The following is a 13,241-nucleotide window of genomic DNA, read 5'->3' as shown; positions in this document are numbered from 1 at the left end:
ATGGCGTTCACCGACCCGTTCATCCGCCGCCCGGTGCTGGCCAGCGTGGTCAGCCTGCTGATTCTGCTGCTCGGCTTCCAGGCCTGGAACAAGCTGCAGATCCGCCAGTACCCGCAAATGGAAAACGCCCTGATCACGGTCACCACTGCCTACCCCGGGGCCAACGCCGAAACCATCCAGGGCTACATCACCCAACCATTGCAGCAGAGCCTGGCCAGTGCCGAAGGCATCGACTACATGACCTCGGTGAGCCGGCAGAACTTCTCGATCATTTCCATTTACGCGCGCATTGGCGCCGACAGCGACCGACTGTTCACCGAGCTGCTGGCCAAGGCCAATGAGGTGCGCAACAAGTTACCCCAGGACTCCGAAGACCCGGTACTGAGCAAGGAAGCTGCCGACGCCTCGGCGCTGATGTACGTCAGCTTCTACAGCAAGGAAATGAGTAACCCGCAGATCACCGACTACCTGTCACGGGTTATCCAGCCCAAGCTGGCCACCTTGCCGGGCATGGCCGAGGCGGAGATCCTCGGCAACCAGGTGTTTGCCATGCGTTTGTGGCTGGACCCGGTGAAACTGGCCGGTTTCGGCCTTTCGGCTACCGACGTGACCAATGCCGTACGCCGCTACAACTTCCTTTCCGCCGCAGGCGAGGTCAAAGGCGAATACGTGGTCACCAGCGTCAACGCCAGTACCGAGCTGAAGTCGGCCGAGGCGTTCGCCGCCCTGCCGCTCAAGACCAGCGGTGACAGCCGCGTGCTGCTGGGCGACGTGGCGCGGGTCGAGATGGGCGCAGAAAACTACGACACGGTCAGCTCGTTCGACGGCACCCCGTCGGTCTATATCGGCATCAAGGCCACCCCGGCCGCCAACCCGCTGGATGTCATCAAGGAAGTGCGGCGCATCATGCCAGAGCTGGAAAGCCAGCTGCCCTCGGCACTGAAAGTGTCGATTGCCTACGACGCCACGCGGTTCATCCAGGCTTCGATCGACGAAGTGATCAAGACCTTGGGCGAAGCGGTGCTGATCGTCATCGTGGTGGTGTTCCTGTTCCTCGGTGCCCTGCGCTCGGTGCTGATTCCGGTGGTGACCATACCGTTGTCGATGATCGGTGTACTGTTTTTCATGCAGATGATGGGCTACTCGCTCAACCTGCTGACCCTGCTAGCCATGGTGCTGGCCATCGGCCTGGTGGTGGACGATGCCATTGTGGTGGTGGAAAACATCCACCGGCACATGGAAGAAGGCAAGTCGCCGTTCGACGCGGCCCTGCAAGGCGCGCGCGAAATCGCCATGCCAGTGGTGTCAATGACCATCACCCTTGCCGCGGTGTATGCACCGATCGGCTTCCTGACCGGGCTCACTGGCGCGCTGTTCAAGGAGTTTGCCCTGACGCTGGCCGGGGCGGTGATCATTTCCGGTATCGTTGCCCTTACCCTGTCGCCAATGATGTGCGCCTTGCTGCTGCGCCGGGAGCAGAACCCGAGCGGCCTGGCCCACCGCCTCGACCAGCTGTTCGAACGCCTGAAGGGGCGCTACCAGCGCTTGCTGCACGCCACCCTCGATAGTCGGCCGGTGGTGCTGGTGTTTGCCGTGATCGTCCTGTGCCTGATCCCGGTGCTGCTCAAATTCACTCAGAACGAACTGGCGCCCAACGAGGACCAAGGGGTGATCTTCATGATGAGCAGCTCGCCCCAGCCGACCAACCTCGACTATCTCAATGCCTACACCGACGAGTTCACACCGCTGTTCAAGACCTTCCCCGAATACTATTCGTCGTTTCAGATCAACGGTTTCAATGGCGTGCAGACCGGTATCGGTGGCTTTTTGCTCAAGCCTTGGAACGAACGTGAACGCACACAGATGGAGCTACTGCCGCTGGTGCAGGCCAAACTCGAGGAAATCAGCGGGCTGCAGATCTTCGGCTTCAACCTGCCGTCGTTGCCCGGCACTGGCGAGGGCTTGCCGTTCCAGTTTGTGATCAATACCGCTGGCGACTACCCGGCACTGTTGGAAGTGGCCCAACGCATCAAGAAGCGCGCTCAGGAATCGGGCAAGTTCGCCTTCCTCGATATCGATCTTGCCTTCGACAAGCCCGAAGTGGTGGTAGACATCGACCGGGCAAAGGCGGCACAGATGGGGGTGTCGATGGACACCATCGGCAGCACCCTGGCGACCCTGCTGGGCGAGGCGGAAATCAACCGTTTCACCCTTGAGGGCCGCAGTTACAAGGTGATCGCCCAGGTTGAACGGCCGTACCGCGACAACCCCGGCTGGCTGAACAATTACTACGTGAAGAACGACCAGGGCCAATTGCTGCCGCTGTCGACCCTGATCACCCTCACCGACCGTGCTCGCCCACGTCAGCTCAACCAGTTCCAGCAACTGAACGCTGCGATCATCCAGGGTGTACCCATGGTCAGCCTGGGCGAGGCGCTGAAGACCGTGCAGGACATAGCTCGCGAAGAGGCCCCGGAAGGCTTTGCCTTCGACTACGCCGGCGCGGCCCGGCAGTACGTTCAGGAAGGTAGCGCATTGTGGGTCACCTTCGGCCTGGCGCTGGCGATCATTTTCCTTGTACTGGCTGCCCAGTTCGAAAGCTTCCGCGACCCGTTGGTGATTCTGGTGACAGTGCCGTTGTCGGTCTGTGGCGCGCTTTTGCCGCTGTTCCTGGGTGTGTCGAGCATGAACATCTACACCCAGGTCGGGCTGGTGACTTTGATCGGACTGATCAGCAAGCACGGTATCCTGATCGTAGAGTTCGCCAATCAGCTACGTCAGGAGCGGGGCCTGAGCGTGCGCGAAGCGATCGAGGAAGCAGCGGCCATTCGCCTGCGACCGGTGCTGATGACCACGGCGGCCATGGTGTTCGGCATGGTGCCGCTGATTCTGGCAACCGGGGCGGGAGCGGTCAGCCGTTTTGACATCGGTATGGTGATTGCCACCGGGATGTCGATTGGCACGCTGTTTACCTTGTTTGTGTTGCCATGTATCTACACCCTGCTGGCGCACAAGGCGAGCGCCAAGGAACCTGCAATCGCTTGAGCCAACCTGTGGGCGCGGGCTTGCCCGCGAAGAGGCCGGCAACGTAGGCGCAAAAAGCCAGAGGCCCCGCAATCGCGAGGCCTCTGGTTTTTCCAGCTAACGCAGGGTTCAACCGAATGGACGCAGCCCTTGACGCAAGCCAAACAGGAACAGCAAAAGGTCATGGTCCGGCTCGGTCCGGGCCTGCTGCGGTTTTGCATCCCGCGGCAACGCGCATTGGTCTGCCATTTCTGCCTTGCTGAACACCGTCGGTCTCGGCTCTTCCCAGGCAGCCACCGCCACGGTGGTCACCGCCAGGCCAGCTACCAGGAACAAAGCTCGAGCAATTTCTAGTTTCATTACTCTAACCCTTTGACAGCGCTGCCAAACGCCATCTTGTAAAAGTAGAGCAATGTCCGCCATTCTGCGTCATTGAGCGACGAATGGCGGCGTAGCTGACGCAAGTCATTGCCGGCCGCACGCTGGCAACTGATACGCCGCCTGCACTTTTCCAGGTCCAGCAGCGCCACTTCGACGCGAGCCTGGTCGCCCTCGCCGATCACCTTGATGAATACGTGCTTGCCATACAGGCAGCCGTGTTGCCAGTGCCCCAGGTGCATCCGCGCCAGGTTTTCCGCCAGGTCCTTGAGCATGCGCTCATGCACCACCTGCGGGTAACGCTCGCGGGCACCTTCGGCATGCCAGGTGTCGAGTTCGACAAAACCGTCCAGCGCTTCGCTGACCAGCAGCGCGCGCCACTGGTGCTCGGCATCGCGCTCCGCACCACAGAAGACGATACGCGGTACACGCACGCCCAGCTGCTCGAAACTGTTCAGCGCATCGAGTTCACGCAATACCGTCGGCCGACCAAAAGGGTGCAACAGGCTGCGGTAGATATGCCCAACCTGGCGCTTGGCATACAACAGCTTGCCATTGGCATCGTTGAGGCGTTGCACGCCACTTTCACCGCCGCGGCGCTGGTTAGGCTCCTCGACCCACTCGCCTTGCTGACGCCAGTAAAAATCGAACCGCGATTCCCCTTTATGGGCTACAGCCATCAAACACTACCCCTTACGCAATACGTAGACTCGCCACATGGCATAGAACGGCAGGAAGTCGAGGCGTTCCTGGATTCTGAAGCCGGCAGCCCTGAATTCTTCTTCGACCGTTTCGGCAGGTAACACGAAACGGTTCTGGTAATTATCCTGTTCGGCTTTGGCGCTACGGCGCAGCTCCAGCTTTTTCCGGCGCCAGGCCTTGAAGTTGCCATCCACCCACAGGGACAGGATCACACTATCACGGCTAACCCGCTGAAATTCCGAAAGTATGGTCTTTCTGTGCGCCGCCTCGCCAATGTGGTGGAACAGGCGCATGCAGAAGATGCTGTCGACGGCGTTATCCGGCAGGTCGATGGCAAAGGCCGAAGTCTGCAACGGCCGTACCCGTGCGACCACCTCTGGCGGTTGCGCCGCACAGGCAGTCTCGATCATGGCCTCGGAGTTGTCGGCACCGATGATTACCCGATTGGGCTTTTCCGCCAACAGCGGCCAGAAACGGCCCGCACCGCATGGCAGGTCCAATACCAGGCCGGGCTCGCCAGCCAATGCCAAGGCGCGGCGCGCCAACTGCTCATCTCGCTTGTGGGAAAGGCGTCGCGCCAGGCCGGCCTGGTGCTTGAGAAAGTACTCGCGCGCATGGTCTTTGTCGTACTTCTCGGAAAATTCAAGCTTGATGGGGCTACGCATTGGGCATCTCCTGACTCCATTGCGCCCACATTAGGTATGCAAGCGTTGGAATCAGGTCATGCCAGTGTGAAAAAAACGTTGAGTACCAGTTGACCTGATACAAGAAATTACCCGACCAAGGCGTCCGGGTCACCTTTGGCCGCGGTGTTGCTCAGGTCCACCTGGAAGCGGCAGCCATGTGGCAAGGTGGATGTCAGGGTGACACGCCAGCCCTGGTCGTCACAGATCCGCTGTACCAGCGAAAGCCCCAGCCCCAGGCCCTCGCCACGCCGTTCATCGCCGCGCACGAACGGCCTGAACATGGCCTCGCGCTGCTCTTCGGGGATACCCACGCCGCTGTCTTCTACGCTGAAACCGTTGGCTTCCAGGCTCAGGCGGATATACCCACTGTCGGTGTAGTGCGCAGCATTGCGCAGCAGGTTGCCCATCACCGACTGCAGGAAGGTGGCGTTGTACAGCACAGGGCTAGCACTCACGCGGCCATCGAAATACAGGGTGAGGCCTTTCTGTTCGATGGTGTCGCGCCACACCCCGATAAGTTCGTCGGCCACTTCGCGCAGGGTCGCCCGTGACGCCACCGCGCCCTCATCACGCTGCGCCCGGGCCAACATGAGGAAGGTCTTGACCAGCTCGCGCATTTCTTCGGTAGCCCGCGCAACCCGCTCCACCTGGCTGCGCGCGCGGGCATCGAGGCCAGGGTTTTCCATCAGAAGCTCGCAAGAGGTAGCCAACACCATCAACGGCGTGCGTAGTTCGTGGCTGACGTCGCTGGTGAACAGCCGCTCGCGGGTCAACGCATCACGCAAGCGGCCCAGGGTATCGTCGAAAGCCACTGCAAGCTGGCCGACTTCGTCTGCCGCATAATCCGGCGCCAGCGGTGGGGCCAGGCCCAGTAACTGATCGCGGTGGCGCACCTGACGCGCCAGGCGGATGACCGGTGCCATTACCCGACGTGCAACCAACCAGCCAAGGATGACCGCCAGCACCAGGCTGAGCACGAAGCCCACCACAACCACGGCAAACAGTATGCGCTCACGCTCCTCGAAGTCGCTCTGGTCCTGCAGCAGTACATAGCGGCGACCATCGACGATCTCGACCATGGCGTGGTACGACAGCTGATCTCGGAACACTTCGTGGAAACCGCGGTCGAGGTGACGCAGGTCCTTGGGCAGCTCGAAGTCGTCACGCCCACCACTGAAGTAGAACAGCTGGTCTGGGCGAGGCCGATGACTCCAGTCACTGACGCTGTCCATACGCAGCAGGCGCTGCAGATCACCGCCCAGTACCGAAGAAATCAGTCGCTCCTCGACCAGGTGCACCGTGGCGACGATACCGAATGCGAAGGCCCCGGCCACCAGCGCGCTCATCAGGGCAAAGGCGATGATGATGCGCTGGGCAAGGCTTTGCTTAAACTCCATCGCGGCCCTCGGCGAGGCGATAGCCGACGCCATGGACGGTATGCAGCAACGGTTTTTCAAACGGTTTGTCGATCACCTGGCGCAACTGATGCACATGGCTGCGCAGGCTGTCGCTATCAGGGCAGTCATCGCCCCACAAGGCTTCTTCCAGCACCTCGCGGCGCAGTACGTGCGGGCTTTTCTGCATCAGTACCGCCAGCAGCTTGAGGCCGACCGGGTTGAGCTTCAGCAGGCGACCCTGGCGGGTTACCTCGAGGGTATCGAGGTCGTAGCTGAGGTCAGCCACCTGCAGGGTGCGCCGCCCACCGCCCTGGGCACGGCGCAGCACCGCTTCGATGCGCGCCGCCAGCTCCGACAGGGCAAATGGCTTGAGCAGGTAGTCGTCAGCCCCAGAGCGGAAGCCCTGCAGGCGATCGTCCAGTTGGTCACGGGCAGTGAGCATGATCACCGGCGTGTCACGGCGGGCATCTTCGCGCAGGCGCTTGCACAAGGTGTAACCATCAATGCCTGGCAGCATGATGTCGAGGACGATCAGGTCGTAGTGCTCGGTGGCGGCCAGATGCAGCCCGGACAGGCCATCCTGGGCACAGTCGACGGTGTAGCCCTTCATGCCCAGGTAATCGGCCAGGTTGGCCAGGATATCGCGGTTGTCTTCAACCAAAAGAATGCGCATCGGTTTCTCCTGTGCGGCGCTTCTCGCTGTGGTGCGCGGCAGGCGCAGCTTAAGGCCAATGCCTGCACGGTGCCAGCCCTTGGGAAAATTCACCCCACTTGACAGTTTTTTCACTGATCCTTCACGGACACAGGATAGCGGGCGGCCGACAATACCCGATCTTTTTCGCGCCCTGGAGCCGTCATGCAGCAACGCACCCGCCCTCGCCCGATCAACTACTGGCTGTACCTGGGGATTCCCCTGGCGACTGCGCTGGCCCTGATCCTGCTGGAACTGACTTCAGTCGACATGGATGTCGCCAACCTGTTCTTCGACCCCGCTGCCGGGCAGTTCATTGGCCGCCACAGTTACGTGTTGGAAAACATCCTGCATGACCGGGTCAAGCAAGTGGTGATCCTGTTGGGGGTGATATCGCTGCTGACCTTTGCCGCGAGCCTTTTCTGGAAGCGCCTGTTTGGCTGGCGCCGTGAACTAGGCTGCCTGGTGCTGGCGCTGGGCTTGTCGACAGCGTTTGTCACGCCGCTGAAAAAAGTCACCCAGGTGCAGTGCCCTTGGAGCCTGACCCAGTTTGGCGGCACCGAAACGTACAGCAAGCTGCTGGAACCACGGCCGCCTACCAACAAGCCTGGGCTGTGCTGGCCGGGCGGGCATGCCGCGACCGGGTTCTGCCTGTTCGCCTTGTTCTTCATGCTGCGTGATCGCAAGCCGCGCCTGGCGCGGATGGCGTTTTTAGTAGCCCTGGTAGCAGGGTCGATACTGTCGGTGGGCAGGATGATGCAGGGGGCGCACTTCCTGTCGCACAATGTGTGGACAGCAGTGTTCTGCTGGTTGATCGGACTGGGGTCGTATTACCTGGTTCTCTATCGGCGGGCGCAGGCCGAGGTGCCCGTCGCCGAGCACAGCGCCGCATGAAAGAGGGAGGGGCCGCTTTGCGGTCCCTTCGCATCACAAGGCTGCCCTCAGGCATGCTCGACGAACACATCAGCAAACACCTGCCCCCGCGGCACGCCTGCGATGAACATCCGCCGGGCAAACCGCTCGACACTCCCAGGCGCCCCACACAGCAGCACCACCGTCTGCCGCGACAACAGCCGCATCCCGGCCAACGCTTCATCCATCTGTTCCACCAGCACCAACTCGACACTCACCCCTGGCAGCTTCAGCAGCGGCTCCGCCAGATAGTGCCCCGCCGGATCCCGCGCTACATGCAGCACGCGGATTTCGCCCCGATGCCCCAGGCGCAACGCTTCGCGCAAGATACCCCAGAGCGGCGCCAGCCCGGTTCCCGCGGCCAGCAACCACAGCGGCCGCTCCTGCCAATCAGGGTCGTAATGAAGGGCTCCGCCTCTGAACTCACCCAAATGCATCTGATCGCCCACCTGCAGCCCACGCGCCCTGTCGCAAAAGGCACCAGGTCGCTGGCAATCGATATGAAACTCGAGAACATCATCCTCACCCGGCAGGCTGGCCAGGGAATAAGGCCGAGCAACCGCCTCCAGCCACAGCACCACATGCTGCCCCGCCTGGTAACGCACCGCCCGCGCGGGCCGCACCCGCAGGCGCAATACATCGCCAAACCAGTCCAAAGCGCAGACCTGCGCCGGTACGCCACCCTGCCGGGGGTCGTATAGCGCCACACGCAGGTCCTCGACCACCCGGCACTGGCATGCCAGGCGCCAGCCCTGAGCGTGTTTCTCCAACGCCAATGCCTCGGGCAAAGCGTCCGCCGGTTGCCCATCCAGGCAGTGCACCAGACAAGCGTGGCAACTGCCGGCGCGGCAACTGTAGGGCACATTCAGCCCCGCCTCGTTGAGGGCATCGAGCAGGTTGCTGCCAATGGGCACCACCCAGCGGCGCTCGCCCACGCAAATTTCGGGCATGTTCGGTACATCTCCTGCTATCCAAGGCTCACTGTAAGCCAAGCAGAGCACACCAGCAAAATAGATGCCGGCACGCTGCCGACCATGGTCCAGACCGGCCGCAGGTGTGCCGGGCACGGATGCGCGCTATACTGCCGCGCCTTTTTCCGTCGGCCTGACCTGCCGGCGCCTTGCAAGGCGTTTCGACGTGCTGGTCGGCTATGTCGAGCGTCTTTTTGAATGTTCCCGTCTTTAAGAGGAGCGCGCTGCATGACCGTGATCAAGCAAGACGACCTGATTCAGAGCGTCGCCGACGCCCTGCAATTCATCTCGTACTACCACCCCGTCGATTTCATCCAGGCCATGCACGAGGCCTATCTGCGTGAGGAGTCGCCTGCTGCACGCGACTCCATCGCCCAGATCCTGATCAACTCGCGCATGTGCGCCACCGGCCATCGTCCAATCTGCCAGGACACCGGTATCGTCACCGTGTTCATCCGCGTGGGCATGGACGTGCGCTGGGACGGCGCCACCATGAGCGTCGACGACATGATCAACGAAGGTGTGCGTCGCGCCTACAACCTGCCTGAGAACGTCCTGCGCGCTTCGATCCTGGCCGACCCAGCCGGTGCCCGCAAGAACACCAAGGACAACACCCCGGCAGTGATCCACTACTCCATCGTCCCTGGCGACAAGGTCGAAGTGGATGTTGCAGCCAAGGGCGGCGGCTCGGAAAACAAGTCGAAGATGGCCATGCTCAATCCGTCCGACTCGATCGTCGACTGGGTACTGAAGACCGTGCCGACCATGGGCGCTGGCTGGTGCCCGCCTGGCATGCTCGGCATCGGCATCGGCGGTACCGCCGAGAAGGCCGCGGTCATGGCCAAGGAAGTGTTGATGGAGTCCATCGACATTCACGAACTGAAAGCCCGTGGCCCACAGAACCGCCTGGAAGAAATCCGCCTGGAGCTGTTCGACAAGGTCAACCAGCTGGGCATCGGCGCTCAAGGCCTGGGTGGCCTGACCACTGTGCTCGACGTCAAGATCATGGACTACCCGACCCACGCGGCGTCCTTGCCGGTGTGCATGATCCCCAACTGCGCCGCTACTCGCCACGCCCACTTCGTGCTCGATGGCACCGGCCCGGCAGAACTGGAAGCGCCGTCGCTGGACGCCTACCCGGAAATCGTCTGGGAAGCCGGCCCGAGCGCCCGTCGCGTCAACCTCGACGACATTACCCCGGAAGAAGTGGCCAGCTGGAAGCCGGGCGAAACCATCCTGCTCAACGGCAAGATGCTGACTGGCCGCGATGCCGCGCACAAGCGCATGGTTGAAATGCTCAACCGTGGCGAAGAGTTGCCGGTAGACCTGAAAGGCCGCTTCATCTACTACGTAGGCCCGGTCGATCCGGTGGGTGACGAAGTGGTAGGCCCAGCCGGCCCGACCACTGCTACCCGCATGGACAAGTTCACCCGCCAGATCCTCGAGCAGACTGGCCTGCTGGGCATGATCGGCAAGTCCGAGCGTGGCCCGACCGCCATCGAAGCGATCAAGGACAACAAGGCTGTGTACCTGATGGCCGTTGGCGGCGCTGCATACCTGGTAGCCCAGGCCATCCGCAAGTCGAAGGTGCTGGCCTTCGCCGAGCTGGGCATGGAGGCGATCTACGAGTTCGAAGTCAAGGACATGCCGGTGACCGTCGCCGTGGACAGCAACGGCGAGTCGGTACACATCACTGGCCCTGCCCTGTGGCAGAGCAAGATTGCCGAAAGCCTGGCCGTTGAAGTGAAGTAACCTGATGTAACTGCGGCGGCTGCTTCGCGGGCAAACCCGCTCCCACAAGTTCAGCGCAAGCCAGAAAGCTACGCGTTTGACTGTGGGAGCGGGCTTGCCCGCGAAGAGACCGCCACAGTCATCACAGGACTCTCTCGAACTGCTCCGGCCAGTCCCGCCAGGTAAACACCTGCCCTTCCTGCCTCACCCGCCGTACTTCCTCCAAATCCACCTCACACACCAGCCACTGGCTGCAGTCCGGGTTCAACTGCTCACTCAACGCCACCACCCCATCCCCTGGCATCCCGTGATCCGGCGGCACGAACAGGCCTGCCCGGCCGATATTCTCGTCCAATGCCGGTGACCAAGGCGCCACCCCCACCGTAGGGCTCTGCAACACGGCAATCTGGTTCTCCAGAGCGCGCGCCTGGGCGCCAATACGCACCCGGTGGTAACCGGCCTCGGTATCGGTACAACTCGGCGCCAGAATCAGGTCGGCACCGCACTCGGCCAGGCGGCGGGCCAGCATCGGGAACTCGTTGTCGTAGCAGATCAGGATGCCAAGCCGCCCCAGTTCGGTTTCGAATACCTGCAACCCCTGGCCTGCAGCAATATCCCACTGCTCGCGCTCGAAGCGGGTCATCATCAGTTTGTCCTGATAACCCAGCACACCTTGGGGGCCGAACAGCCAGGCACGGTTGCGGTAGCGTCCATCGTTGTCCAGCACCGGCATACTGCCCGGTTGCAGGTAGATCCCCCAGCGCCGGGCAAGGCTCTCGCACAACGCTTTCCAGGGTTCGATCAGCGGCTGGATGCCGGCAATCGAAGCCTTCAGGTCTTCCCGCTGCCCGGCATTCAGCTGGCCGCTCAGCACCAGCCCGGCGTACTCCGGCAACAGCAGCAAGCGTGCCCCTGCCTCCACCGCTTCGGCGCACAGGCCTTGCAGGTGGTCGGCGTAGGCGTCCCACGTCTCATGCAGCTCGATGGCGTACTGGCAGGCCGCCAGGCGGATCATATCGGCAGTGCCTTGAGCCAGAATGACATCAGCTTGTCAGAGCTTTCCTGCTCGTCCAGGTCGCGCCAGGCGTAGGTGGTGCGCAGCGACGGGTCGTGCAGGAAGCCGCGGTTGCGCCAGAAGCCGTGCAGGGGTTTGTACTCTGCTGGTCGGCGCGGGTGTGCACCAGGCCGTTCGACCGCGCAGAACGCACAATAATCGAACTCGGCCAGTTTGTGTGCGTAGGACTCGCGCTCGATGAAGAAGCGAACCCCCAGGCCCTGACCGCGGTATGCCGGCAACACCAGCGACTCACCGAAGTAGTACACACTGGCCGGGTCGCGCCCCTGGGCCAGGAATGGCTGCTGGAATTCGGGCGCGACGTCCACCAGCGGCAGGCCGGTAGAAGCGCCGACCACTTTGCCGTCGTCCAGCGCCAGCACAACCAGGCTGCGCCCGGAGCGGGCATAGTTGGCCAGGTAGTCGGCCTCGTACTCCGGGGTGCCGTCGTAAAGGTAGGGGAACTCGCGGAACACAGTAAGGCGCAGGCGAGCGAGGTCATCGATGTAAGGCGCGATAGCGGCACCGTGCAACAGGCGTATTTCCATGTTTGGCGGTCGTTTTGTCGATGTGGATGACGCGCTCGGCTAAGCCGGGCTTGAGGGGAAACCCTATCATCCGAGTTAGCGACCCGCCTTTTCCCTACACGACAGGAATTGTTCCATGACCGCAACCGAACTGGTAAATGCTTACTACGCCGCCTTCAACGCGGGTGACATGCCAGGCTTTCTGGCGCTGCTCAGCGAAGACGTGATCCACGACATCAACCAGGGCGAGCGTCAGATGGGCAAGGCCAGGTTCGCCGCGTTCATGGAAAAGATGAACCGCTGCTACCGCGAGCGCCTGGCCGACATCGTGGTGATGCAGAACGCCGATGGCAGCCGCGCGGCGGCGGAGTTCACCGTACATGGCGAATACCTGGTCGATGACGAAGGGTTGCCGGCGGCAAACGGGCAGACCTATGTGCTGCCGGCGGGGGCGTTCTTCTATATTCACTGTGGCAAGATTGCCCGGGTGACCAACTACTACAACCTCAATGACTGGGTTGAGCAGGTTGCCTGAAGCAACCCGCTCTGAACTCAACCAAGCCTGTCAGACAATACGCGTGCCCAGTACTTGAAGGAACGCCGCCAGCCAAGCCGGGTGCGCTGGCCATGCCGGTGCGGTCACCAGGTTGCCATCCACATGCGCCTGGTCCACCGCGATGTCGATGAACGTGCCACCCGCCAGGCGCACTTCTGGCGCACATGCCGGGTAAGCGCTGCATTCACGCCCATCCAGCACCCCAGCTGCCGCCAGCAACTGGGCACCATGGCATACCGCCGCAATCGGCTTGCCGGCCTGGTCGAACGCCCGCACCAGCTCCAACACCTTTTCATCCAGGCGCAGGTATTCCGGCGCGCGACCACCCGGGATCAGCAGCGCGTCATAACTCTCGGGCCGCACCCGCACGAAGTCATAATTCAGGGCAAAATTGTGCCCGGGCTTTTCGCTGTAGGTCTGTTCACCCTCGAAGTCATGAATCGCGGTACGCACAGTCTGCCCCGCCAGCTTTTCCGGGCACACCGCATGCACCGTGTGGCCTACCATGCTCAGGGCCTGGAACGGCACCATCGCTTCGTAATCCTCGACGTAGTCGCCCACCAGCATGAGAATTTTCTTCGCCGTCATCTTGCCCACTCCTTCGGTTAACCG

Annotated in this window: 13 protein-coding genes; 4 read left to right on the top strand and 9 right to left on the bottom strand. The window is 62.0% G+C overall.

What is annotated here, in order from left to right:
- A complete protein-coding gene (locus ACE4QZ_RS06945; RefSeq protein WP_021781820.1) occupies positions 1-3,045 on the top strand; it encodes a multidrug efflux RND transporter permease subunit in 3,045 nt (1,014 codons plus the stop codon).
- A gap of 108 nt (positions 3,046-3,153) precedes the next feature.
- On the opposite strand, the gene ACE4QZ_RS06940 is transcribed toward ACE4QZ_RS06945, so the two are convergent.
- From ACE4QZ_RS06940 to colR, 5 genes are all read right to left on the bottom strand, one after another.
- Positions 3,154-3,384 (bottom strand): hypothetical protein, encoded by a 231-nt coding sequence (locus tag ACE4QZ_RS06940; protein WP_021781819.1) that lies wholly within the window; start codon positions 3,382-3,384, stop codon positions 3,154-3,156.
- On the bottom strand, positions 3,384-4,082 hold the full coding sequence (locus tag ACE4QZ_RS06935; RefSeq protein ID WP_021781818.1) for a lipopolysaccharide kinase InaA family protein: 699 nt from the start codon (positions 4,080-4,082) through the stop codon (positions 3,384-3,386). Before ACE4QZ_RS06935 ends, ACE4QZ_RS06940 begins: the two co-directional genes overlap by 1 nt.
- 6 nt (positions 4,083-4,088) lie before the next feature.
- Positions 4,089-4,769 carry a class I SAM-dependent methyltransferase gene (locus tag ACE4QZ_RS06930; RefSeq protein ID WP_021781817.1) on the bottom strand — a complete coding sequence of 227 codons (681 nt, stop codon included), beginning with the start codon at positions 4,767-4,769 and terminating at the stop codon, positions 4,089-4,091.
- Positions 4,770-4,876: 107 nt separating this feature from the next.
- Positions 4,877-6,187, bottom strand: coding sequence for a sensor histidine kinase (locus ACE4QZ_RS06925; RefSeq protein WP_021781816.1), 1,311 nt, complete (start codon positions 6,185-6,187; stop codon positions 4,877-4,879).
- Positions 6,177-6,860: a two-component system response regulator ColR gene (colR, locus tag ACE4QZ_RS06920; protein ID WP_003255215.1), complete on the bottom strand. Its 684-nt coding sequence runs from the start codon at positions 6,858-6,860 to the stop codon at positions 6,177-6,179. The genes ACE4QZ_RS06925 and colR overlap by 11 nt, the downstream gene beginning before the upstream one ends.
- 183 nt (positions 6,861-7,043) lie before the next feature.
- Here colR and ACE4QZ_RS06915 point away from each other — a divergent pair, with 183 nt between their 5' ends.
- On the top strand, positions 7,044-7,772 hold the full coding sequence (locus ACE4QZ_RS06915) for a phosphatase PAP2 family protein (protein ID WP_084850651.1): 729 nt from the start codon (positions 7,044-7,046) through the stop codon (positions 7,770-7,772).
- A 47-nt stretch (positions 7,773-7,819) separates the two neighbouring features.
- Here ACE4QZ_RS06915 and ACE4QZ_RS06910 read toward each other — a convergent pair whose 3' ends face one another.
- Positions 7,820-8,740, bottom strand: a complete 921-nt coding sequence (locus ACE4QZ_RS06910; RefSeq protein ID WP_028697411.1) for an iron-sulfur-binding ferredoxin reductase — start codon at positions 8,738-8,740, stop codon at positions 7,820-7,822.
- Positions 8,741-8,989: 249 nt separating this feature from the next.
- Here ACE4QZ_RS06910 and ACE4QZ_RS06905 point away from each other — a divergent pair, with 249 nt between their 5' ends.
- Positions 8,990-10,513, top strand: a complete 1,524-nt coding sequence (locus ACE4QZ_RS06905; RefSeq protein WP_003255232.1) for a fumarate hydratase — start codon at positions 8,990-8,992, stop codon at positions 10,511-10,513.
- A gap of 121 nt (positions 10,514-10,634) precedes the next feature.
- Here ACE4QZ_RS06905 and ACE4QZ_RS06900 read toward each other — a convergent pair whose 3' ends face one another.
- Complete coding sequence (locus ACE4QZ_RS06900) at positions 10,635-11,507, bottom strand: carbon-nitrogen hydrolase family protein (protein ID WP_103463223.1); 873 nt, start codon at positions 11,505-11,507, stop codon at positions 10,635-10,637.
- A complete protein-coding gene (locus ACE4QZ_RS06895; RefSeq protein ID WP_003255235.1) occupies positions 11,504-12,094 on the bottom strand; it encodes a GNAT family N-acetyltransferase in 591 nt (196 codons plus the stop codon). Before ACE4QZ_RS06895 ends, ACE4QZ_RS06900 begins: the two co-directional genes overlap by 4 nt.
- A 115-nt stretch (positions 12,095-12,209) precedes the next feature.
- Between ACE4QZ_RS06895 and ACE4QZ_RS06890 the strand changes: the two genes are divergently transcribed.
- Positions 12,210-12,608, top strand: coding sequence for a nuclear transport factor 2 family protein (locus ACE4QZ_RS06890; RefSeq protein ID WP_021781812.1), 399 nt, complete (start codon positions 12,210-12,212; stop codon positions 12,606-12,608).
- A 30-nt stretch (positions 12,609-12,638) separates the two neighbouring features.
- On the opposite strand, the gene ACE4QZ_RS06885 is transcribed toward ACE4QZ_RS06890, so the two are convergent.
- Complete coding sequence (locus tag ACE4QZ_RS06885; protein ID WP_021781811.1) at positions 12,639-13,217, bottom strand: DJ-1/PfpI family protein; 579 nt, start codon at positions 13,215-13,217, stop codon at positions 12,639-12,641.
- Positions 13,218-13,241 lie beyond the last annotated feature (24 nt).

Source organism: Pseudomonas sp. DCA-1 (assembly GCF_046523955.1).
Lineage (GTDB): Bacteria > Pseudomonadota > Gammaproteobacteria > Pseudomonadales > Pseudomonadaceae > Aquipseudomonas > Aquipseudomonas putida_Y.
The sequence above is the reverse complement of the archived record's forward strand: the minus strand, read 5'-3'. Positions and strand labels throughout refer to the sequence as shown.

Coding starts and splice junctions, on each gene's coding strand:
- ACE4QZ_RS06945 (WP_021781820.1), top strand. CDS start 1: ATGGCGTTCACCGACCCGTTCATCCGCCGCCCGGTGCTGGCCAGCGTG.
- ACE4QZ_RS06940 (WP_021781819.1), bottom strand. CDS start 3,384: ATGAAACTAGAAATTGCTCGAGCTTTGTTCCTGGTAGCTGGCCTGGCG.
- ACE4QZ_RS06935 (WP_021781818.1), bottom strand. CDS start 4,082: ATGGCTGTAGCCCATAAAGGGGAATCGCGGTTCGATTTTTACTGGCGT.
- ACE4QZ_RS06930 (WP_021781817.1), bottom strand. CDS start 4,769: ATGCGTAGCCCCATCAAGCTTGAATTTTCCGAGAAGTACGACAAAGAC.
- ACE4QZ_RS06925 (WP_021781816.1), bottom strand. CDS start 6,187: ATGGAGTTTAAGCAAAGCCTTGCCCAGCGCATCATCATCGCCTTTGCC.
- colR (WP_003255215.1), bottom strand. CDS start 6,860: ATGCGCATTCTTTTGGTTGAAGACAACCGCGATATCCTGGCCAACCTG.
- ACE4QZ_RS06915 (WP_084850651.1), top strand. CDS start 7,044: ATGCAGCAACGCACCCGCCCTCGCCCGATCAACTACTGGCTGTACCTG.
- ACE4QZ_RS06910 (WP_028697411.1), bottom strand. CDS start 8,740: ATGCCCGAAATTTGCGTGGGCGAGCGCCGCTGGGTGGTGCCCATTGGC.
- ACE4QZ_RS06905 (WP_003255232.1), top strand. CDS start 8,990: ATGACCGTGATCAAGCAAGACGACCTGATTCAGAGCGTCGCCGACGCC.
- ACE4QZ_RS06900 (WP_103463223.1), bottom strand. CDS start 11,507: ATGATCCGCCTGGCGGCCTGCCAGTACGCCATCGAGCTGCATGAGACG.
- ACE4QZ_RS06895 (WP_003255235.1), bottom strand. CDS start 12,094: ATGGAAATACGCCTGTTGCACGGTGCCGCTATCGCGCCTTACATCGAT.
- ACE4QZ_RS06890 (WP_021781812.1), top strand. CDS start 12,210: ATGACCGCAACCGAACTGGTAAATGCTTACTACGCCGCCTTCAACGCG.
- ACE4QZ_RS06885 (WP_021781811.1), bottom strand. CDS start 13,217: ATGACGGCGAAGAAAATTCTCATGCTGGTGGGCGACTACGTCGAGGAT.